The 22496-nt window shown below is 41.4% G+C and carries 22 protein-coding genes; 11 read left to right on the top strand and 11 right to left on the bottom strand.

Features of this window, described 5'->3' with window-relative positions:
- Positions 1-436: hypothetical protein (locus L1068_RS07955; protein WP_237129804.1), on the top strand; the 436-nt coding region annotated here is incomplete at its 5' end.
- Between the two features lie 177 nt (positions 437-613).
- On the opposite strand, the gene L1068_RS07950 is transcribed toward L1068_RS07955, so the two are convergent.
- On the bottom strand, positions 614-3523 hold the full coding sequence (locus L1068_RS07950) for an ATP-binding protein (protein WP_237129803.1): 2910 nt from the start codon (positions 3521-3523) through the stop codon (positions 614-616).
- A gap of 130 nt (positions 3524-3653) precedes the next feature.
- Between L1068_RS07950 and L1068_RS07945 the strand changes: the two genes are divergently transcribed.
- The gene (locus L1068_RS07945; RefSeq protein ID WP_237129802.1) at positions 3654-5864 is read left to right on the top strand and encodes a DUF5916 domain-containing protein; all 2211 of its coding nucleotides are present in this window, start codon (positions 3654-3656) and stop codon (positions 5862-5864) included.
- A 97-nt stretch (positions 5865-5961) separates the two neighbouring features.
- Here L1068_RS07945 and L1068_RS07940 read toward each other — a convergent pair whose 3' ends face one another.
- A complete protein-coding gene (locus L1068_RS07940) occupies positions 5962-7455 on the bottom strand; it encodes a leucyl aminopeptidase (RefSeq protein WP_237129801.1) in 1494 nt (497 codons plus the stop codon).
- A gap of 335 nt (positions 7456-7790) precedes the next feature.
- Between L1068_RS07940 and L1068_RS07935 the strand changes: the two genes are divergently transcribed.
- Positions 7791-8390, top strand: coding sequence for a hypothetical protein (locus L1068_RS07935; RefSeq protein ID WP_237129800.1), 600 nt, complete (start codon positions 7791-7793; stop codon positions 8388-8390).
- 36 nt (positions 8391-8426) lie between these two features.
- Here L1068_RS07935 and L1068_RS07930 read toward each other — a convergent pair whose 3' ends face one another.
- On the bottom strand, positions 8427-9638 hold the full coding sequence (locus L1068_RS07930; RefSeq protein WP_237129798.1) for a Xaa-Pro peptidase family protein: 1212 nt from the start codon (positions 9636-9638) through the stop codon (positions 8427-8429).
- A gap of 141 nt (positions 9639-9779) precedes the next feature.
- On the opposite strand from L1068_RS07930, the gene L1068_RS07925 reads away from it, so the two are divergent.
- Together L1068_RS07925 and L1068_RS07920 are read left to right on the top strand one after the other, a co-directional pair.
- Positions 9780-10667: a cation diffusion facilitator family transporter gene (locus L1068_RS07925; RefSeq protein WP_054979191.1), complete on the top strand. Its 888-nt coding sequence runs from the start codon at positions 9780-9782 to the stop codon at positions 10665-10667.
- A 108-nt stretch (positions 10668-10775) separates the two neighbouring features.
- The gene (locus L1068_RS07920) at positions 10776-11309 is read left to right on the top strand and encodes a GNAT family N-acetyltransferase (RefSeq protein WP_237129797.1); all 534 of its coding nucleotides are present in this window, start codon (positions 10776-10778) and stop codon (positions 11307-11309) included.
- A 72-nt stretch (positions 11310-11381) separates the two neighbouring features.
- On the opposite strand, the gene L1068_RS07915 is transcribed toward L1068_RS07920, so the two are convergent.
- From L1068_RS07915 to L1068_RS07885, 7 genes are all read right to left on the bottom strand, one after another.
- Positions 11382-11816, bottom strand: a complete 435-nt coding sequence (locus L1068_RS07915; protein ID WP_237129796.1) for a hypothetical protein — start codon at positions 11814-11816, stop codon at positions 11382-11384.
- Positions 11817-11962: 146 nt separating this feature from the next.
- Positions 11963-13306 (bottom strand): tetratricopeptide repeat protein, encoded by a 1344-nt coding sequence (locus L1068_RS07910; protein ID WP_237129795.1) that lies wholly within the window; start codon positions 13304-13306, stop codon positions 11963-11965.
- A complete protein-coding gene (locus L1068_RS07905; RefSeq protein WP_237129794.1) occupies positions 13303-13941 on the bottom strand; it encodes an energy transducer TonB in 639 nt (212 codons plus the stop codon). The genes L1068_RS07910 and L1068_RS07905 overlap by 4 nt, the downstream gene beginning before the upstream one ends.
- Entirely contained in the window at positions 13938-14339 is a 402-nt protein-coding gene (locus tag L1068_RS07900) for a biopolymer transporter ExbD (protein WP_237129812.1), read from the bottom strand. The genes L1068_RS07905 and L1068_RS07900 overlap by 4 nt, the downstream gene beginning before the upstream one ends.
- Positions 14329-14709, bottom strand: a complete 381-nt coding sequence (locus tag L1068_RS07895) for a MotA/TolQ/ExbB proton channel family protein (protein WP_237129793.1) — start codon at positions 14707-14709, stop codon at positions 14329-14331. Before L1068_RS07895 ends, L1068_RS07900 begins: the two co-directional genes overlap by 11 nt.
- Complete coding sequence (locus tag L1068_RS07890) at positions 14706-15986, bottom strand: MotA/TolQ/ExbB proton channel family protein (protein WP_237129792.1); 1281 nt, start codon at positions 15984-15986, stop codon at positions 14706-14708. Before L1068_RS07890 ends, L1068_RS07895 begins: the two co-directional genes overlap by 4 nt.
- The gene (locus tag L1068_RS07885; protein ID WP_237129791.1) at positions 15983-16741 is read right to left on the bottom strand and encodes a DUF3450 family protein; all 759 of its coding nucleotides are present in this window, start codon (positions 16739-16741) and stop codon (positions 15983-15985) included. The genes L1068_RS07890 and L1068_RS07885 overlap by 4 nt, the downstream gene beginning before the upstream one ends.
- A gap of 231 nt (positions 16742-16972) precedes the next feature.
- On the opposite strand from L1068_RS07885, the gene L1068_RS07880 reads away from it, so the two are divergent.
- On the top strand, positions 16973-17602 hold the full coding sequence (locus L1068_RS07880; protein ID WP_237129790.1) for a class I SAM-dependent methyltransferase: 630 nt from the start codon (positions 16973-16975) through the stop codon (positions 17600-17602).
- Positions 17603-17680: 78 nt separating this feature from the next.
- Here L1068_RS07880 and L1068_RS07875 read toward each other — a convergent pair whose 3' ends face one another.
- On the bottom strand, positions 17681-19492 hold the full coding sequence (locus L1068_RS07875; protein ID WP_237129789.1) for a flavodoxin domain-containing protein: 1812 nt from the start codon (positions 19490-19492) through the stop codon (positions 17681-17683).
- Between the two features lie 231 nt (positions 19493-19723).
- Here L1068_RS07875 and L1068_RS07870 point away from each other — a divergent pair, with 231 nt between their 5' ends.
- From L1068_RS07870 to L1068_RS07850, 5 genes are read left to right on the top strand one after another with little or no spacing between them, the layout of a single operon-like run.
- Positions 19724-20353 (top strand): PepSY-associated TM helix domain-containing protein, encoded by a 630-nt coding sequence (locus L1068_RS07870; RefSeq protein ID WP_237129788.1) that lies wholly within the window; start codon positions 19724-19726, stop codon positions 20351-20353.
- Between the two features lie 11 nt (positions 20354-20364).
- Complete coding sequence (locus L1068_RS07865) at positions 20365-20838, top strand: DUF2271 domain-containing protein (protein WP_237129787.1); 474 nt, start codon at positions 20365-20367, stop codon at positions 20836-20838.
- A 2-nt stretch (positions 20839-20840) separates the two neighbouring features.
- Positions 20841-21662, top strand: a complete 822-nt coding sequence (locus L1068_RS07860) for a DUF4198 domain-containing protein (RefSeq protein WP_237129786.1) — start codon at positions 20841-20843, stop codon at positions 21660-21662.
- Between the two features lie 6 nt (positions 21663-21668).
- Positions 21669-21989, top strand: a complete 321-nt coding sequence (locus tag L1068_RS07855) for a hypothetical protein (protein WP_237129785.1) — start codon at positions 21669-21671, stop codon at positions 21987-21989.
- Positions 21973-22491, top strand: a complete 519-nt coding sequence (locus L1068_RS07850; protein WP_237129784.1) for a hypothetical protein — start codon at positions 21973-21975, stop codon at positions 22489-22491. The genes L1068_RS07855 and L1068_RS07850 overlap by 17 nt, the downstream gene beginning before the upstream one ends.
- The last annotated feature ends 5 nt before the right edge of the window (positions 22492-22496 follow it).

Below are 22496 nucleotides of genomic sequence, written 5' to 3'. Positions count from 1 at the left end.
TGCGGAGGCTAGCACCGTGTGGGAGTCATTATGTCTAGGAGCCTTCGAGAAATTGGAAACTCTTGAGCTAATTAAGCAAACAGATGAAAATGTCATTTCATTTGAAGACTTTTCTTGTCTAAGCGAACAAGGCGATTTGATTGCCTTAGTAAATTCATTTTCACTTAATATTGCAAAGCTTTATATGAAAAATGAAATAAAGTTTGAGTTAGCTGATGGAGCGATGAATTATATTTTTGGTTTTATGACTGATGATATCTTTATGAATTTCAGTGGTAATTATATTCCAAGTCCTGCTATTGATATTTATGATGCATTTGATGCGGGTGAATATCATCATTCGGGAGATTCAGATGATATATGCCCAATCGAAAAGTATACAAAACCACACTTAATTGAAGTACTTGAAACTTACGGCTCCTATCAAGGCCGTTAAACAAAGGACACAAAACAGCAGGCTTGTGCTCCTTCGTCGCCAATTTTAGGCTGCTATTTTGTGCCGTTTACGGCAAATGTTGGTATGACAGTTGTTGGCACAAATCAGCTATTCACTGTCAGATTTGATTCAGTTCTATAAATCAAATCTGGCAGTTCGAGTTAAGACTTATTCAGATTAAACGACTTTTTGGCTCGACGACAAAGCGTATTCAATGCCTTCTAATGCTTCGCTATACGCTTCTTTATCGTTGTACTTCAGCGCTTTTTCAAAGTAATCTGCGGCTTCTTCAATCGAATGATATTTAAACATAGCCGCCGCGCCGCGCAGTTTATGTAACGCTTGTTGTAAATCTTCCCAGCTTTCGTTGCTGTAAAGCGATTTTATCGTAGCTTTTTCGCGTTCAAGCCCTGCTGCGAAATTAGCAGCAAGATCACCTGTATCGACTGTATTTGAAATATTAATTGCTTTGTGACTGCGAGATTTGCTGTCATAACTAACGTATTTTCTAAGTGTCGAGATAAAGTTTTCTTGTTCGAGCGGCTTTTTAATGTGATCAGCAAAGCCCTGCTCAAGATAACTCAAAACTTCGTGTTGCATGGTATTTGCCGTTATGGCGACAATAGGCTGGGTAAACCCTGAACCTTGAAGCTGCTTTAATGCGCCTATGCCATCTAATATCGGCATTTGAATATCTAGTAGTACTAAATCAAAGCGTCCGTGTTTGCATTCTTCAACTGCTTGCGCACCGTTTTCCACCGCAACCACTTCCAAACCCAAATGTCGCAACAAACGTACAATTAATTCGCGGTTATCATCGTGATCTTCTGCAATCAATACGCGGCCTTCAAAAATGGCCTTGTCATCGCGTTGCGCAACGGTAATCGGTTTAGCAATTTTGCTTTTCTCAACATTTAAATGAAGTGTAAATTCGCTACCTTTGTGCACTTCGCTGGTGACAGAGATTGAACCGCTCATTAAATTGGCGAGTTGTTCTGATAGGCATAAACCTAATCCTGAGCCACCAAATCTGCGGGTAATACTACTATCGCCTTGGGTAAAGCTATCGAATATTTCTTCAAGCTGTTGCTCTTCCATCCCGATGCCGGTGTCAATAACGTTAAACCGTATGCCAGTAAACGTTTCGCGAATTGATAAGGTAACACTGCCTTTGTCGGTAAATTTAACAGCGTTAGAGCATAGGTTGAGTAATATTTGTTTTAACCTGAATTGATCGGCTTTAATTGCAAAGTCATCATCAAGGGCATTAATAATGTAAAAATCGATATTCTTTTTATTGGCCAATGTGGTAAACATCGTGCCAATTTCTTCTATCAAGCCACTTACATTAAATGTACTGATATCCAGCTCTAATTTGTTTTCTTCGATGCGGCTGATATCGAGAATATCATTGATTAAATCAAGTAAATGCTTGCCATTGTTGTTTATGATTGCCAGATCTTTATTAAAGTTACGCAGATCATAATGGGCATTACTCATCGCCTCGGAATGACCGATAATTGCGGTGAGCGGGGTGCGTATTTCATGGCTCATATTGGCAAGAAATTTTGATTTAACCAAGCTTGCTTGGCGTAAATCTTCGCTGGTTTTTTGCAGTTCTTGCGTGCGTTGGTTCACGATAACTTCGAGCTGCTTCTTTGCTTTACGTTCGTGGGCACGGCGCTGGGCTGCAACTATCAACAAAATGCTTAAAAGGCCTGCAACGATAAAGAATATGCGCTGTTGCTTTGATTTCTCTATGGCGAGTTTTTGAATTTGTTTTTCTTTTTCAAGTTCGGTGACACGTGTTTCGAGTTGGTTACGCTCTTCAAAGGCTTGTTCTTGAGCGAGGCGTTCTTTTAAATTTTGCTGTTTGATTTCCGTGTTGACAAGTTGTTGCTGCTTGCGTACGCCATACGCTTGAGACACCATATTATTGGCGCCATAAATGATCAGCGCTTGGGAATATGCTTTTTGTAAAAGTTGTTTGTTACCCGTTTTTTTTGCGACATCGATAGCGTTATTGATTTGTTCAAGTGCCATTTCTGGCTCGTCTAACACAATAGCGACGCGAGAAAGGTGGTATGCAACGCTAAAATTTACAGTTGGGTTATTTAGCTTCTCACCGATTTTTGCTGCATTAGCAATGTGCACGCGTGCTTGATGGTAATCCGTCAACCAAATATAGCTATCCGCGAAGTTTAGTTCGACAGACGCTAAGTGATAGGCGTCATCTTTATTCACTAAAATCGCTTTAGCATCACTTAAATGTTTAATAGCACGGTTGTATTTACCAAGCGTATTTAACGACACAGCGACGTTGCTGTGCGTTAAAAATTGGGTGTCTTCATCTAACTCGTGGTAATGATTGTTAAGTAAGTCATCATATATTTCGACCGCTTTATAATTGTGCCCGAGCTTAGCAAGCAAGCCTGCGCGATTTAGTTTTACATCCAGTACGTCTTGCTTTGTACCGTATTCAACATAGCGGGGTTCGGCTTGCTGATAGTAATCGAGCGCGCGCGAGAATTGGTTGAGCTTTTCGTACGCAAGCGCAATATTATTTTCAAGGTGAGCGGCTTTAACTTGGGCATTATGTTCTAAATGAAATGCTAATGCTTTGGAATAGTAGGCAATCGCTTCTTCGGGTTGGTCGCTGTAATAGTAAATTAATCCAAGCAGTCGGTTAATGTCTGAGCGTTTACGGGAGTTCTCTGTTAACAGTAGTGCGCGTTTAAGTGGCGCTATTGCGTTTTCTAGCTGACTGATTTTTGCGTAATTAGCCCCGATTAAATGTAAAATGCGTGCGGTTTGTTCATTACTGAGCTGATGCTGTGTTTGTATTGCGTGGTATGCGTCAATTTGTTGGCTAACATCATCGAGTTGTTTGATGTTGTCAATTTGTTGCGTCAGTACGTCGTCTTCTAGCGCAAAAACCAATTGAGAAAAGCAAAAGCCAGCAATAATTACGAAGCGTAAAATTCCTTTTTTTATAATGCTGTCCATTTTCACGTCTTTTGCTTGATTTAATAGGCGTTTACTGTAAGCAAGTGCGCGCCAGAGTTCAAGAAAATTCGGTAAAATCACGTCTGTTATCTAGCGCTAAAGTATGATTAAAAAGGTATATAAATGATGGGTTTACAAATACCTATCTTTGGCACTAGAATTGCTAACGTGGAAGATGTTAACAAATTATTAAAATAAGTAAGGATGCGTCGTGAAAAAATTGTCATGGCTAGTCGCAATTTTTTTATTGCAGGTAAGTGTTTCACTGTTTGCAAAACAAAATTTTGAGCTGAAATATATCAACCAACCGATTGTTGTAGATGGCGTATTAGATGAGGCTCATTGGCAAAATGCGACGTTTGTTGACTTAGCTTGGGAAGTTGAGCCGGTAGAAGGAATTCCCGCTTCGCTTGAAACGCATGTGTGGATGTACCAAGATGGCAACAATCTGTATGTTGCGTTTAAGGCAAGCGATCCAGAGCCGGGCAAAATTCGTGCGTCGATTCGCGACCGCGATGACCTGTGGTTCGATGATAATGTCATTGTGATGCTCGATACCTTTAATGATGAGCGCACAGGTTACCAATTTTATGTAAACGCCCTTGGCGCACAAGCCGATGCACGTATGACTGATTATGGTTCATGGGAAGAAGACTCATCATGGGATGCAATTTGGGATGCGAAAACCCAAATTACGGATACGGGTTATATCGTAGAAATGGTTATTCCATTTACGGCAATTCGTTTTCCGCTTGTCGATGGTAAGCAAACATGGGGTTTGTCGTTATACCGTAACTATCCACGTGGTGTGTTAAATCAATTCTCAAATATAAAATTTGATTACGATATTAAATGTAGTTTCTGTCAGTTTGATAAAATTACTGGTTTTGAACATGCAAAACCAAGCCAAAACTTACAATTAACGCCCACATTAACAGCAAGTCGCAGTGATGTGCGTGACAACGACAGTTGGCAAAATGGTAATGCTGATATTGAGCCTGGCTTAGATATTCGCTACGGCATTTCATCGGATGCGGTACTTAACGCAACGATAAATCCCGACTTCTCGCAAGTTGAAGCTGATGCCAGTCAGCTTGATGTAAACAGTACATTTGCCTTGTTTTATGAAGAAAAGCGCCCGTTTTTCTTAGATGGTGCCGATACATTTGAAACTGAGTTATTTAACTTTGTTCATACCCGAAATATCGCCGACCCAGATGTAGGAGCAAAATTAACCGGTAAATCGGGTAATCACACGTATGGTGTGCTTTATGCCAATGACCAGCAAAGTGCGCTTATATTACCGGGCACGCAAGGATCTAGTTTAGCCGTTGTCGATGAAAAAGCGCATGCAGGGATTGCCAGTTACCAACTTGATTACGGCTCACGCGACAATTTAGGTATGTTGGTTACTAGCCGCCAAAGTAGCAACTACCATAACAATTTAGCATCGGTTGATGGCGCGACGTATTTGTCTGAACAAGACCAAATTCGCTATCAGTTTGCCTATTCAGATACAAAAAATACGGATGAGTTAGTCACAGACTTTGACCTTGCTAAAAATCAACAAGGACATACCGCGTATGTTGAGTACCAACGAAACACCAAAGCATATGATTTAAAAGCATCGTATCGACAAGTTGATGCCGATTTTCGTTCGGATTTAGGTTTTGTTACACGTGCCGGTTATGAAAAAGCGCTGGTTGGTGGCGGCTATCATTGGTATATGCCACAAGGCGAGTCGGTAACGGATTATTGGCTGAAAGGCGATTATGATATTAATTACGAACGTCACGGCGATAAATTAGCCAGCGAACTTGAAATATACGCAGGCCTTGAGGCTATCTACAATATTTACACAGAAGTAGGGTATATCGCAGGTGAAACGAAATATGGAAATCGTTATTACGACGAACAATATGGAGATTGGTGGTTTTCAGGGAAGCCAACGGGCGATGTAAAAATATCACTTTATGCGCGCGAAGGTAAACGCATCGATTACCGTAATGCGGAGCTTGGTGATTCATTGTATTTAAACCCAAAAATAACATGGGATTTAAATCAGTATTTACAGTTTAAACTTGCGCATACTTACAGTGAAATGAAGCTTGATGACGCTCTGTCGTTTCGCGTTAACCTAACCGATTTACGTGTAAACCTTAAATTTAATATGCAAAGCATGTTGAAGCTTGTTGTGCAGTATGAAGTGGGCAAGTATGGTGATTCACCGCTTGAGATTACTAATCAGATCAATAAAGAACGCGATTTTGCCACCCAGTTGATTTACTCATATAAGCTTAATCCGCAAACATTGTTTTATTTAGGGTATTCAGACAACGGGTTTAGTGATGATGACGAACAACGTCTAAAAGCCAATGAGCGTACGTTCTTTACCAAATTTAGTTATGCATGGCAGCTTTAAGTCTATGTATTAGAAAGTGTTGATCTTTAAGGATCACATAAACACAAAAAAAGTGGGCAATGCCCACTTTTTTGTTTTTAACGTACTATCAAGCTAGTTATTTAGCTTGATTCTCAACCCACTGAGTTAATAAACGTACGCTGTAGCCTGTACCACCTTTTGGCACTTCATTTTTTGCTGATGACGCAAGTGCATTACCGGCTATATCAATGTGCGCCCATTTGGTATCGCCTACAAACTGTTGTAGGAAAGTCGCCGCAGTTGTTGCGCCCGGCCCACCTGAACCGATATTAGCAAAATCTGCAATCGGGCTTTTAAGCATATCTTTGTAGCCAAGTGGTAAACGCCATAGGTTTTCATTTACTTGTTTACCAGCAACTGTCAGAGATTCAACTAGGCTGTCATCATCTGAAAATACTGCAGCATAACGATTACCAACGGCACGTACTTTTGAACCAGTAAGCGTTGCAATATCGACCATAACTTGAGGTTTAAATTGCGTGCGCGCATACCAAAGCGCATCAGACAGCACTAAACGACCTTCAGCATCAGTATTTAGAATTTCTACCGAGTGACCCGCTGCTGTGCGTACCACATCGCCAGGAGCAACAGAGTTTTCCGATACCATGTTTGCGGCCATGCCCATTACTGCAACTACGTTAACTTTCGCTTCGTTTAACGCAAGGGCTTTTACCGTGCCAAGCGCTGCTGCCGCGCCTGCCATATCAGATTTCATACGCGCAATTGATGAACCTGTTTTAATGCTGTAGCCACCTGAATCAAAGGTAATACCTTTACCAACAAGTGCAATGGGTGCATCGTCACTGCCTTTATAATGGGCAACAACTAAACGAGAACCTTCATTGCTGCCGCGACCAACTGCTTCAAGCGCACCCATGCCAAGTTCTTTGATTTCATTTGGTGTTAATACAGATACTTCGACACCAATCTTTTTCAGTTTTTTCGCTTCATTTGCAAAATCAACAGGTGTCATTTCTGTAGCGACTTCAGAAATTAAGTCACGCGCAAGAAATACACCTTTTTCAATATTAGCTAAGTGAGCGTATTCTTGTTTTGCTGTGTTTGCGTTGGCCGAAATAAAAGTAAACGCTTTTTCTTCACGCTTTTCTTTTTGGTATTTGTCAAAACGGTATGCACGTAAGTTAATGCCGTGAGCAAGTTGTGCAAGATCAGAGCTTGCAAATGATGACGCATCAACAGCAATATTCTGAATGTATTTTTGTTCTAACATGCCAGAAAGCTTACCGCCTAATTTTGTCAGCTCTGATTGTGTCAAGCTGTTGTCATCGCCAAGACCGATAACCATTACGCGCTTATAAATACTGTTTTGTGGCGCAACCACTTCTAACTTAGTGGCAAATTTACCACTGAATTCATTTGCGGCGATTGCTTGATTAAGTTGGCGTGCAAAAGGGTAGTTTGAAAATACGTTTTCGCCTTGCTTTTCGTGGGTGAATAAAACAAGTGTATCTGCGTCGGAGGTCGTAGCGTTTGAAAAGTTAAACTGCTCGGCTGCAACAGGCATTGCAGTACTCGCCGTTAGCGCAAGTGCTAATAAAGACTTTTTCATGTGAGATCCTTCAAATATAAATTTGTGCATGTTTACATTAATGCCAGCAAAATGTTAATCAATAAACGATTAGTTGCCAGTTTAGCGAGGCGAATAACAAGAAAAAAGCCACTTTGGTAGTCGTTAGGTTACATTTTGTCAAATATACATTACAAAAATGACGCAACTTTGTTGATTAAATACACAAAATCACCGTTGAAACATTGAGTTAAATCAAAAATTTCGATAAAGTTTGTACTACTTTATGGGGACATTTGTTACCTAGAGCCCATTCTCCTTTATAAAAAATTAACAATTCATACGTGGAAGGCTCTAAATACAAGAAAGGTTGGGGCATGGAATTATCACAAGAAGAGTTAGCTTTTTTCTCTAATATGTTTGCAGACAAATCAACACCTGAGCAAACTGACGAGTCAGGCCATGCGCTTAGCATTAAATCTGAAATTCCAAGCAATCTTTATCAAGTATTTGAGCAATCTAAACTGACATTACTGGCTGAGATTAGTCATTATCAGTTGTGGTTTCCGCTCGAAATGACAATTGAGAACGGTGAGTTCAAACCGGTTCTCGGTACTCCTGAAATTGTCGATATTCAAAATGGTGAACGCAGCTGGCGTGGTGGTGATTTTGTTAACGTGGAATTGCAAGACCAAAAGGGCAAAGCACATGACTTATTGTCACTTTCAAGTACCGGCATTGCGTTTAGAGTGAGCGACCGTCGCAGCCTCAAGCGTATTTTAAACGAAAAGTCGTTATGTATCAGCTTACCTAACGAAGAACAAGTGGCACTAGAATTTGAAGCAGTGCGAGTAGAGCGCGATGTTGTGGCAGCGAAAATTGCTAAAGTTCAACGCGGACGTGACCGTTTAAGAAAGTTTTTGTTTAATTTACACCGTAATGAAAACCAACAACTTTATCAGGGATTACAGTCGTAACACGCAGCTTACGCTAGCAAGCTGCGTGTTTAGTGGTTATGCCAAACCAAATGGGTCGTCTACGCTATGCGCAGGCTGTGTAAACCACTTTGGACCTTCATCAGTCATGTAAAAATGATCTTCAAGTCTGACACCAAATTTACCCGGTAATACCAACATCGGCTCGTTACTAAATACCATTCCTTTAGCAATTGGTGTGGTGTCGCCTTTTACCAAATAGGGGGATTCGTGAATATCCATGCCACAACCATGCCCAGTACGGTGCGGTAAACCGGGCAGCTCGTATTCTGGACCAAACCCAGCAGCATCAATTACTACGCGGGCAGCCGCATCGGTTACTTCGCAAGCTTGTCCAATTTTGGCAGCATTGAATGCCGCAATTTGCGCATCTTTTTCTACTTGCCATACAGCACGCTGTTCGTCAGTTGCCTCACCATACGCATAAGTACGCGTAATATCAGAATGATAGCCTTCAACAATACAGCCGGTATCAATCAGTACCCAATCATTTTCTTGCAGTACTTGAGGATCTTTTACACCATGAGGGAAAGATGTCGCTAAACCGAACAGCACAATGCAAAACGATGAACCTGATGCTCCAACCTTTTTATGAGCTTGGTTGATAAACGCTTCAACTTCGCTTGTATTAATGCCTGGTTTTAAAATGCTTGCTGCGGCTTTATGCACTTCTAATGTCATATTTTTTGCGGTTTGCATCAGGGCTATTTCCGCATCAGATTTACATTCACGGCAAGGCGCGGTAATAACATCAGCGTTAATCACTGTAAGTTGCGGGTTTGCTTTTATAATGCCGTCGACAAGAAAATAACCAGCGCTTGGGTCGACAGCAAGTTTGCCTTCGTTGATTTCGTGTTTTTGCAGTATTTCTGCAATTAACGCGTAAGGGCTTTGATGTTCATGCCAGCCAAAAAACTCGCCATTTAGCTTCATGTAATCGTTCAGTGAACCTTGTTCGAAATGCGGAGCGACGTAACATAGCTCGCCTTTTGCTGGCAAAATAGCACCAACTAAACGCTCGCTTTTGTACCATTTTAAACCGGTAAAATAGGTTAGGTTAGTACCCGCATCAATATACATAGCTGCAATGCCTTGCTGTTGCATTAGTGATTGCGCTTTTTGTAAACGGGCGTTGAGTTCGTCGTTTGAAATTGGCGCAACCTGTTGCGTCATATTATCTAATTTGGCTAAAGCTTGTTCTATTGTGCTGCCACCTACACCTATCGTCATATGAAAATACTCTTTATTGTATGCAATATGCAAAATCTATCATTTTATTTTAGGTTTTAGAAGCACTAGGAGTGATTTTATGAAAACTAACCGTTATAATTGAAACACTATAACATTTTAGTTTCTAACTTATCTCCATTCATGACAGATATCACCACCCATAAAACTGCAAGGCGCCGTTTACTCATCGCCCTTTCTATTACAAGCACTTTTATGGTGATTCAATTTATTGTTTCGTTTTTTGCCAACTCTATGGCAGTACTTGCTGATGCCGGCCATTTATTTGTGCATAACAGTTCGTTGGTAGTGGCGTTAATCGCCTCAAGCATTGCGATTCACTTAGCAAAAAACTATAACGCGGGTTATAAAAAAGCAGAGCTCATTGGCGGCTTAATTAACGGTATTTTGTATTTAGCCATCGCAGCGACAATTATTTTTGCCAGTACCAATAAGCTTGTAAATCACGCAGATCACTCTCATGAGGTAAATACCTTTTTAATGACGGCAGTCTCTGGCCTCGGTTTTTTATTTCATGCAGCATCGGCTTATGTGTTGTATCAAGGACGCAAAGAAAGCGTTAACGTTTATGCGGTATTCTTACACAGCTTTTTAGACTTGTTATCGACGGTATTAACATTCAGCGCCGGTATAGTGATTTACTTTACTGGCTGGGTCGATATCGATATTTTCTCAAGTTTAATTATTGCCACTTTTGTACTCATAACGGGCTTTAGAGTGATCAAAAAATGCATTGATGGCCTAGTTGAAACTGATAGCGCATTGCCAGCGGCGACAGATATCGAATCACGATTAACCAATCTGGAGCACATTAGCAGCGTTCACAATGTAACGGTTGATAAGCAAGGCAGTAAAACTATCGTCGGCGCACACATTGTTCTAAAGCCGAGTTGCACCAAAGAACTTCATCACGATTTATGTCAATTAGCCGTCGAAAAGTGCTTGTTGCAAGAATTTTTGGTGAAGCACAGCGTACTGCAAATTGAAGCGCATCAGTGTAAACATTGTTGATTTATTAATACGTTAATCGTAATCTGATGTGTAAAAGGGCCTCAAAGGCCCTTTTTTGTTTGTTAAAGAAACTATACCAAAAATTTAGAGCGCTTAACGAGGTGGATTATGTTTACTCTAGCGGTTGATAACACGTTAAAGCTAGCGTTAGTTGATGCCAAGTTTGCAACGGCGTATTTTGATATCGTAACAAAGCAACGTGATTATTTAAGTCGTTGGTTGATTTGGCCAAGCCATGCCGACAGCATTGCGTTTTTCTCGAATTTTATTACGCGCTCACTGATTGATTATGCTAATGGCAAGTCGCTGGTGTGTGCCATGATTTATCAAGGCGAATTAGTGGGAAATGTGAGTTTTAATTCCATTGATCATACGCTTAAAAAAGTTGAAATTGGTTACTGGCTTAGTTGTGATTTTCAGGGCAAGGGCATTGTTACGCGCGCCGTTACTAAATTGATTGAATTGGCATTTACGCAATACGAAATGGAAAAAGTTGAGATTGCAGTTGCCGTTAACAATACTACGAGCCGAAATGTCTGTGAGCGTCTTGGGTTTTCGTTAGAAGGTGTTATTACTCGTGCCGAGAATCTTAATGGCAAAATAGTCGACCATGCTATTTATGGTTTAAAACGCGATAGTTAATCTAAGCGTTCGGTCAGTGGTTGTTAAAGGTTGGGATTGCGCTAATCTCGCGCACAATCCCGAATTGCGGGGTTAGCTTAATACCTTAATTTGCTCAAGCGACGACACCACGATATGAGTTTGGAAATAGTATTTACCCGTTCTTTTGCCATTTGAAACAAAATCGATAATTTCGCGTTTTGCTTCACCCGTAACTTCAATCACTTTGCCTGTAAAAAACGCGTTAGGCGCTTTGCCATAATTTTTGGTAAATTCTGGTACCACTGAACGCGATAATACAATGGTTACTGCACGTCGGTCGCGATAATCGTGTTCAGTATTGAGATAAACCTCGCCATGGCGTGAACTTCCGGTTGCTTTAACTAAAAATTTAAATGTACCTTCTACACCATCAGGCGCATTGTCTTCGGCTTGCGCGATTAAGTTCATGGTGTCTTCAACGTCAATATTTGTTGTTGAGTTACATGCGGTTAAAAATAGACTAAGCGATAAAATTAGATACTTCACCAGTTACTTTCCTTGTATTTAATGTATAGAAAGTGCACGTAAAACTGATAAGAGAAAACATGCACGTGACTGATATTACATCAGATCCAAGTAATCAGAAAGCCTAACTAGAGTAAAAACTCAATAATCATTGTAATTCTTGTTTGTTACTTAACGCGTTTTAATCGCTCTAATTGTTTAATATTGGCAAGTAAATCACGTCGTGTTGGATTTTCACGGTACGCATTATTTAATAGTGTAATCGCGCGTTCATATTGTCCTTGGTCAATCGCGATTTGCGCGCTGAAAAGCCACGCTTGCTCTTTATAGTTATCAAGGCTACTTGCCCGCACATAATAATTATCTGCCCGTGAAAGTTGTTTTTGATGTTGATAAAGTTGGCCAAGTTGAAGTAAGGCTTTGCCGTTACTGGCATCGGTTTCAATTGCGCGGGTTAAGTATTGCTTTGCTGTTGTTGTTTTACCATTTCGCTCAGCTAACAGCCCTAGATAAGTTAACAGCATGCTTTGATGTGTAAAGTTAAGCTTAGTGCTGTGTTTTTCAAGCACTGACGCAAGTACTTGTGCTTGCGATACGTTATTTTGGTTTATCAAAACCGTTAATGCGTTAACGATTTGGGTTAAATGAGCGGGGTCACCTTTGTTGATTATTTCTGTTAATAACTTGACAGCGGCGTCACTGCTACCGTGGTTTAAATGGAGTTGGGCGTTAAGTAATAGATTGGTTGGGTTATTATTGCCAAGACGTCTTGCCACTTCAATGCTTGCGAGGGCGTTCTTTTCTTTACCTTGCTGCAATTGTATTTGGCTAAGATGCAACCAAAGATCAGCCTCATTAGGTGTGTTTTCAATCAGTTGGTTAAGTAAAACCGTTGCTTCGTTTACATCGCCGGCTTGGGTTAACGCCCATAACAATCCTTTTTTGTAATCAAGGCTATCTGGTTGTAAAAAAAGCGCTTGTCTAAAGCCAGCAATGGCGGCGTAGGGTTGAGCTTGCTGCATATGCAAATAAGCTAATTGTGCAAACAAACTTGCATCTTGGTCGCCTAATGTTAATGCACTTGCGAGATGTTTTGCTGCTTTTTGATTATCTTCCAACTTTAAATAGATTGCGGCAAGTGCGCGGTGGCTTGGTAGTAAATCGGGTCTTTTTGACAGTGCATGGCGAAAAGCACGCTCGGCGTGCACTAGCTGTTTTACTTGTAGTGCTATTTGACCAACCGCTTGCGCAAGTGCAGGGCTTAACGTGTTAATTTCTAGCTGCTTTACAGCTTGCCACGCGCCGTTGTAGTCGGATTTGGCAAGCAGTGGCTTTATTGTTGTCGCAATGGTTTGTTCGTTAGCGGTGAGCTTAGCAGCATCTTGTGATAATAAACCGTATTTAATTTCAAAATCCCAACTCGGTTTAGTTATCGCGATATCTACGTGTGCGCTTCTAGAAGCTGCACTAGTACAAACAAATAGCAGTGTTAAGAACAGAGTAATTCTCATATGGTTTCTACTTCAATAGGCCAGTTAAAGCGCGCTTTTACGTTCTCGCCATTTTTTTTAGGCGGGGTAAAGCGGGCAATTTTAACAATACGTTTAATTTCTTTTTTAAAGCTGGGAAATGGATTTTCTTTAATATCAATTAGCGTCACTTTGCCTTGTTCGTTGATTAATACATCAAGCACAATGTCAAAGCGCTTAACGCCGCTGCGTCGTATCTTTTTGGGTACGTTGAATTTGAGATTCGCAAGTGATCGTGGCAAGGAATCTAAGTCACTCAGATCAAATGCCTGCCAATCAACATCCAATGAGTCGCTCCAGTTGATGTCATCTACCTGAAAAGCGATATCAATTGGTTGTTGTGTATAGGTTACCTCTGGTTTTACTAAACTCATGGTGATTTGTGGGCCCTCACCACTTGCGCTAATAGCAATTTGGGCAGTGTCTACTTGTGGCTGCGTCATTGGTGGCGGAGGAGGAGGGGGCGGCGGTAAGCTCACTGTCTCAATATTGCGCACCGTTAGCGGCTTTTGCATGCCGGTAGTCAAAAAACGCGAAAGCATTACAAGGGAAAGTGCCGACGTGAGAATCGCAAAGGCAACGAGCATGGCAATTGAATGCGAGGTTACTTTCTTCATTTTGTCGCAATGCTCACATTGCTCGCACCCGCGAGTTTACTTTCGTCAATTACTTGTACCAAAAGCTCGGTTGGTACCAATTTATCGGCTTGAATAACCACCGCGCGTTGCTTGTCTTTTGTCAGCTGGCTAACAATCGAACGTACGCCGGCAACGCCAATATTTCTGCCATCGTAAACCACTTCTTTGGTGTTAGTAATGGCAATCATAATTAGATTTCGCTCTAGTTTTTGTTGCGATAATGCCTGAGGCTTATCAACGTCTACCCCCGTTTCTTTTACAAAAACCGTGGTAACAATAAAGAAAATAAGCAATATAAACACCACGTCTATTAATGGCGATAAATCGATGTGTTGCTGTTGCTCGTTTTGCAATCGTTGTTTTAGATTAGCTTGCATGGCGCTGTACTTCATTTAAGCTGCGATTAACTAGGCTGTAGAGGATCCAAGCAGGCACGGCCAATAACAAACCAAGTTGTGTTGTAAATAGGGCATCTGAAATGCCGGCGGTTAAACTGTTGCCAAAGCCCATTGTTTCGCCATAAGACATGGCAACAAAGGCATCTAATAATCCCATAATTGTGCCAAGCAAACCTAATAGCGGTAGTGCGCAAATGCATAAATTGAGCGATTGTTGCCAAAAGCCAAGGCCACAGCAACACACCTGTTTGCGCGCAATAAAGGCATACACCAAACGGTAATAAACAAACAGTGCGAGCGCTAAAATGGCGATTACAATAGGATGAGATAATTCGTTTAATGTGATCATGCCGCGCCTTTGTGTAGTTCTATGTTTTGGTTGAAGTTAAATTGGCTAAGTGAAATGGCACACTGCTCAAGTTGATGATAATGGCTTTTAACTTTTCGTGACAAAAACGCATGGCAAAGTAACGCAGGAATGGCTACAACAAGGCCGAGCTCGGTCGTTACGAGCGCCTCTGAGATGCCACCTGACACAGCAGCCGGGTCGCCAGCACCGAACAAGGTCATTAGTTTAAAGGTTTCAATCATGCCGCTTACTGTTCCCAAAAGGCCAAGAAGTGGCGCAACTGCAGCTGTTACAGCAATTGCGCCAAGTAAGTTATCGAGTTGCATCTTTTGCTCGTTTAAGGCATTGAACAGTGAATCATCTCTCAATTGACCAATTGGTGTGCGTTTACAAATTTCGACCAGTTCGGTTTGCCAGCTGCCCAGTTTCAATGTGCTGTGATCACCATTGAGATTAGTTAAGCGCTCTGTTACTGCGGGCACGATTTTGTCGAGCCTTGCAAGCTGAACCAGTTTGTAAATTGAAATAAGTAACGCGAAAAGTGCAAACAGTAATATCGGTGCGACCCAAACACCACCTTCGCTGATGTGCGAAATAATGCTTTCTTGCTGTTTTAAGGTCATGGTAGCGCGGCCGTTACTCGGGTCGATTGGCAATACTGCACTGCCGGTGTCTTTTAACTGCGTTAATGCATCATGCGAACTTTCTAGTAATACAGCGACTTCATTGTGTTGGCTAGATTTATCAATTAAACCTGCAGTGCTATCGCTTTTAAAATAAGTGAAAGGGCCAATATCAATTAGCTCTGCTTGATGTGTATTGCCATCGCTAAATACCACCTCACTTTGATAAAACAGCCCCTGCCTTTGTTGCGTTTCACTAAAGCTTTTTCTCGCAAGCGCTAATAATTCTGTTAAGTCGTCACTTTTTGGCGCGATTTCGCTTTCACTTAAATAACGATTTAGTAGGTGTGTTTGATATTGCGACTGTTGCTGCCATTGTTTTAAGCGATTTTCAACGTCTTCTATCGACAGTGCTGCTTCATCTTGTGCGCGTATTACGCCTTCAGTTTCTTTACGCAGTAACAGAACTGCGTTTTCAGCGTTAAGTAATTCACGGCTGAGATTACTATTCTCACGTGCCAATTGTTTTTCGGTTTTGTTGAGTGCAGCTTGCGCGCTTTTAATATCGTGTTGTAACGATTGAATTACGTCACTTGCTTTAAGCGGGGCGATAACACAAAGCAACGCAATGACTAACCATAAATATAGTTTCATTGTGTTTGCTCCAAGGTTACCGGTAGAGAGATAAAATCGGCTTCTTGTCGGTGCTGTAACATGGCTTTTGCTTTTACAAAGTCGGCATAAGGCGTTTCATTATTGAGTTGCCATTGCCACTGATTGTTTGAAACAAACCCAATGCCAGTCTGTGTACCATCTGGCGTACTTACATAGGCAAGCTTTTCACCGATGTAGATTTGTTCAAGTAACACGTGTTGACCTGTTGCAAGCGTGATTTTGGACTTTTCAAAACTTATGCGCTGATTAAACGCTTGGCGTTTGCTTTGTAGTAGTAACAAAACTTCAAGGGTTTCACTGTCAGTCGATGCATCGGTAATTTGTAAAAGTGATTGCCGCCATGTGTTTGCCAAAGGAGGAGGCAGGCTTGTTATCTGGCTGTGAGCGTAACTAATTGAGTGTTCAAGCCACAATGCAAGCTCGTGTTGCTCAGATTCAAGTTTAGATTGCGTGAGTAAAATCTGATTTCGGCGCTCACTAACGGCGTCATTGTGCTGCTTGCTTTGTGCAAGTTTTTCTTTTAGTCGCTGTTTTTCAATATTTAATAAACGTAATCGTTGCTCGAGCAAAGGTTTTTGGCTGTGCCAATCTGCTTTCAGTTGGTTATGTTGTTTATGTAAGTTTAGCCATTTATCGACCAATAATTGATAGTCCTTTACCGTATTTGCGTGGCTATCAAACAGACAGGCGGTAGCAATTAATAACACCAAGGTTACTTTTTTTGGAGTCTTCATAGTGACAAAAAATTCGCCAGTAGTGACATAGCGCCACACCAGCGTTAGTTACAAATTAAATATATTGCAAATGATAACCGTTATCATTACTATCTACAACTAAAATAAACTCACTATTAAACTTAAATTCTTGAATCGTGCATTGCCTTTACAAACAAATGGGCAATGATGCTAAAACCACACACCTAACAAGTGTCCCCTTTACTTGTTTAGAAAAAGGAGTTTCAACAGATGATAGCGTTAAATAATCAATGGCAGCAGTTTGCGACTGATTTTGAAAATCGTAACAACTATGTCGTGGGTAAATCGGAGATAGATCGTCTTAAAACGCGTCTTTCAAAGTTTTATGGTACGGGTCATGTGCTAGAGCTCGGTTGTGGTAATGGCACTTATACTAAAGTGATGGCTGACAATGCAGAATCGGTTACTGCAACCGATGTAAGTAGGGAAATGTTAAATGTATGCCAAAAGCGCTTATGTGATTGCGATAACGTAAAAACCCAGTTGGCAGATGGCTTTAACTTACCTTATCGCGATAATAGCTTTGATACCTTGTTTATGGCTAACCTATTACACGTTGTACCTGAGCAAAATAAGTTACTTAAAGAGTGTCATCGTGTATTAAAACCGTTTGGTCAGGTGATTGTGATGAGCGTTACCATGTATAAAATGTCACTGATAAATCGTGCAAAGTTGTTGTATCGTTACCATAAAACCTATGGTAAAAAGCCGACGCACAGCACAGTACTCACCCCCGATTTATGTCAAAGCTTGTTTAACGCTTCTGGTTTTGAACTTAAAAGCCAAGAGTTGTTAGGTACTAATACCCATGCTTTGCTGTGTCAGGGCATTAAACGCTAATTCAAAGGGCGGTTTGATGAGAAAACCTCCCTTAGTTCTCAATACTGTTCACGTTAATAAATTGTCTTTATCAACTAGCTAATACAGATCGACTCTAATGCGTTTAGCCTCGATAAGTGATTGGTAGACGTGCTCTTGCAAAATTGATTTAAGACAGCTGATAATTGAGTCGCCAAACCCTTTTTGTTTTCCGCATAAATAAATCATTGCGTTATCGTCAAGCATCCACTTTTTAATACTGCTAGCATGTTGTTCTAGCTGCTCAGTAATATAACCGCCACCGTCGCGAGACCAGGCTGGGGTAAAGTGAGTCAGTGATTTATCGCTAAGCATGGCATTAATTTCATCTTTAAAATAAAAATCTGTGTGCTGTGATTGCTCACCGAAGAATAGCCAAGCGGGTAAACGCTGCTCATTGACTGACATACCTTTTAGTAAGCTGATTAGTGGCGCAATACCCGTGCCAGCACCGATTAAAATGGTGGGGCAGAGGCGTTTAGGCAAATGGAAGCTTGCATGATGCCTAATGCGAGCACTTATCAGTTCATTTTCACTCAGATCACACAGATAATTTGAGGCAAGCCCCGGTTTACCTAAGTCATCGAAATGCCTGCGCACAAAAATCTCTAATTTAGATTCGTGTGGTGCGCTTGCAATTGAATAAACCCGAGGTGGTAGCGGCGTTAACACATCGACAAGTTGTTGAGCTGATGTTGCGCTTTCACCAAGCCAGTTCGATTGCCTTACTGCTTCAAATAGTGGCATTTCAGTATTCTGAAAAATGACGGGTTGCTGACAATCAAAGCCTTTTTCACGTAGCATTTGTTGACACTTAATTGCGTTGTATTTGGGTATTACTTCCAAAAGATCGCCAGCCTGATAAGTGAGTCCTTCGTTTTTAAAGGTTATTCTATGTGCAGCGCGCTTAGGCTTTTGTGGGTTCACTAGCGTGTTACTGCGGGTATTAAGAAGGTGATAATTATCATTCAATGAAACGGTTGATTGCTCCTTGCCAATAAAGTGGCTAATTTGTTGCCACCAATTGCTAATGGCATCTTTATCACCGCGGTCCACTTCAATCACATCGGTAATTTGCTTTGCACCTTTTGATGATAATAAGTGTGCAAGCTGATGGCCAAACGCACAAAAATGCTGATAGGTGCGATCGCCCAAAGCCAAAATTGAGAAATTCACCTTGCTAGTTAGCGTTTGCGTTTGCTTCATTTTATTAAGAAATGTCACCGCGGTTTCTGGCGGCGCACCTTCGCCATAAGTGCTGGCGATTAAAAGCACTTGGCGATACTGGCCTAAACAATCGGGTGTGAGAGAAGACAAACAACGCAGATCAAAGGTATTCGGTAGCTGTTTATGAAAGCGCTCTGCAATCGACATCGCAGTACCTGATTGACTGGCGAATGCAAGCAAGGTACTCGCTGCTTGACTACGGGCATTTAGTAAGCTGTAACAGCAGGCATAAAACACAAAACAGATACTCAATATACCTATTGATGTATACAGTGATAAACCGTTGTTTACGTCTAGGTTAAACAAGGTAAAGCAGCCACTAAATAGAGCGCATGCAACAAAGCAAAAGGCAAATAGCGATAGCCTTTGCTGCTCTTTTCGCTTCCCAAGAACCAATGAAATAACAACAATTACAGCACAGAACAATAAGCCGATTTGTTCTAATTGGTGAGCGATGGCGAGTTGGTTGCTAGACAGGTAATTGATTATCTCAAACTCTTGGTTAAGCACAATTAATCGAGTTTCATCGAAAAACTCAAGTTGTTTTATGGTAAAACTATCGAATACTTTCTCACCATTACTGTGTTGCGTAACCCCCTCAATTGAGAAGCGAGTTTGAGTATGGCTTGAATTTAACGAAAACATCCACGCCCATAAAACAAAGCCCAATAGAAAAAGCAACTTTATAAATAAATTCAATAAATACGATAAGTTAGCGTGCTGAGAGTTAATAAGGTTTTTGCCATATTTGACTAGCTGAAACATGTTTAATTTATAAATCTAAATGAAAATAATTATCATATGCTATTGCAAAGTGTCAGCGAACGCTAGTAGAATTTGCCCGACAAATAAGTAGACCGAAGATTTTTTAGTGGTATGGCAAGGTCAAATAGCCAAATGCAATTCGATGTTAGTTATGTATCTCGCATTATGCGCAAAATCCATATTTTCAGTGCAATGCCGGTATTGGTGTTGATGGTGTTTTTTGCAATTACGGGTATTTACCTAAACCATCCCGATTGGAAAGGTGGTGACGTTGAAAAACAACAGCAAACCATTGCGCTGCCAAAAAGTCTTACCGATTTACCCGACTGGCCAACTCATTATGCGAGCCACAGTTTAACCTTGTTGCATTGGCTGGATGTTGAACATGGTGTATCGGGTGTTGACTTCGAAATCGATTGGGATGAATTGGATAGCCTGGTTATTTTGAATTTATCTGGCCCAAATGGCAGCACGCTAATTGAGGCATTTATTGAAGAAGGGCAAGCACATGTTGATACACGACGCTTATCCCTTATCGATATGCTGAACAATGTACATCGGGCAAAGCACGTATCGGGCTTATGGCGCGTGCTTTCAGATATAAGCGCAATTTGTATGGTGCTGTTTTCGATCAGCGGTTTTTGGCTGGTTTTAGTTAACCGTATGGAGCGCAAAAACGCCAATATTTCGCTGCTACTCGGCAGTAGCTTGTTTGTCTTTATCATTACTTTAATGCATTAGGAGACGTATCGATGCTTAAGCAGTTAATTGCAGTGACTTCCTTTTTGTTTGCATCTGTCGCTGCGCATGCAAATACCTTAACCGTTGAATTTGAATTACCGAGTTTTACCACCGGCGACTATCACAAACCTTACGTTGCAATTTGGGCCGAAAGTAAAGCGCAAAATAAAACGTTGTTGCTTTGGCACTTAACTAAACGAAAAGAAGATAAATGGTTGGTGGATATTCGTCGTTGGTGGCGCAAACAAGGGCGTTATGGCGACACGCCAGATGGTGTAACTGGCGCGACAAAAGGCCCAGGTAAATATAGCGAAACACTCGATGTTGGCGATTTAAGCCAATTCAAACTGTTTATCGAAGTGGTACGTGAAGATGGCGGTCGCTCACTGTTAAAAACGCCAATCGACTTCTCAGATAACCAAGAACGCTATCACTTAGACGCTGATAAAGAAATTGGCGCTGTAACAATTATCAAAGGAAAATAATAATGAAATTCCAATTTGTTAACGTAACCGCGGGGCTAACACTTGCTTTGGCATCAGGTTTAGCAAGTGCCCATGATATTTATATTTGGCCAAGTTACTTTACGGTGAATAGCGAAAAGGCGGTTGACGTGCCAGTTCAAATCACTGCGTCACACACTACATACCGACCTGATTTTGCAATGCCAAGTGAAGGCGTAAAAGTATTTGCTGCCGACGGTAAGCAAGTTCGACGTATTGGTAGCTTTTATCAAGGTGCGCGTTTTTCAACATTCGATTTAGGTGTGGAAGGCGAAGGCACATATGCACTTGAATATCATCGCGGTCCAAACTATCACTCACGCTACAAAATTGGTAAGCGAGACACTGAAAAACGCATTCGCGGCAATAAATCACACGCTAAGGCTAATGCACCAAAAGGCGCACGAGATTTAGAAACCGCATCATACACAACCATTGCAATGTCGTACGTGACAAATAAGGCACCTACCAACGACGTACTCAAAGCAAAAAATAAAGGCTTTGAAGTACTGCCAATCACCCATCCGTCAGATTACGTAACTGGTGAAAATTTAACGGTTAGCTTGTTATTTAACGGCAAACCAGTGGCAAATCAAGATGTGGTCATTGAGCGCGAAGCGCCTCAATACAGTGAAAACCCAAAAGCCCTTGAACTGAAAAGTGATAAAGACGGCCTTGTGAACTTCAATTTCGCAAAAGGCGGGCGCTACATGCTGAAGGTTAATCATAAAATAGATAGTACCGATCCTGAAGCGGATGTTGAAATTACCCGCGTATACTACGCATTTGAAGTGATTTTTGAGTAAATCACGATGAAAAAGCTGATTCCCCCTGTGATTGGCATGTTGTCTTTAGCGCTATGCGCTAAAGCACATGCCCATTTTCCAACGCTAAACTGCCATGTCAGCAATACGGATGCAAAACTGCTTAGCTGCACCGCAGGTTATTCTGATGCAAGTCTAGCGGGTGAAGTAATACTCAAAGTGTACTCATACGATGAAGCGTTACTGCGTGAAGTAAAAACCGCGAGTGATGGCAGCGTGTCGCTTAGTAAGCCAAACGGCGAGTTTTATATTGTGTTTGATGCGGGTCATGAAAGCCCAGCCGAGTTTGATTATGCCGAACTTGAATAAACGCGCGTTTTACCAAGCTGGCTTTGTGGAAATTGTACCGCAGCAAGATGGGCGCAAGGAAAATACCTATTTTGTCGTGGCTATTGTATCAATAGTCGCGCTTGCAGCATTACTTCTTGTGCTCACGGTAGGCGAGCGAAGTAAACGTGTTGCACTGCCGGCAAATATTGTAAGCCTTAGCACCCAATTACAAAATGCCGCCGAAGAAATCGCTATTTTATCCAGTGTAGGCGAATTGGCAATGAGGCCTACATTAAACGAGCTGATCACCTACCAGATTGAACCTTTTTCCGAGCGTGAATTTGAATCACCGAAATCAGCTTGTTTTATACATCAACACGATAACCACCTAGTACGCCTTAACTTTCACGATTCGGGCTGGCAAGTGATGTGGCGCGAACAAACTCATAGCGCGATAGCGCACGGACATCATGACGATAGCGCGCTTTGCAATAACAATAATAAATGGCAACACGTAAGTAGCCAGACTAACCAAAATTAGAGGTT

This window comes from Pseudoalteromonas sp. MMG024 (genome assembly GCF_021654175.1).
Lineage (GTDB): Bacteria > Pseudomonadota > Gammaproteobacteria > Enterobacterales > Alteromonadaceae > Pseudoalteromonas.
Note: the sequence above shows the minus strand (reverse complement) of the source record. Positions and strands in the feature narration are given on the sequence as shown.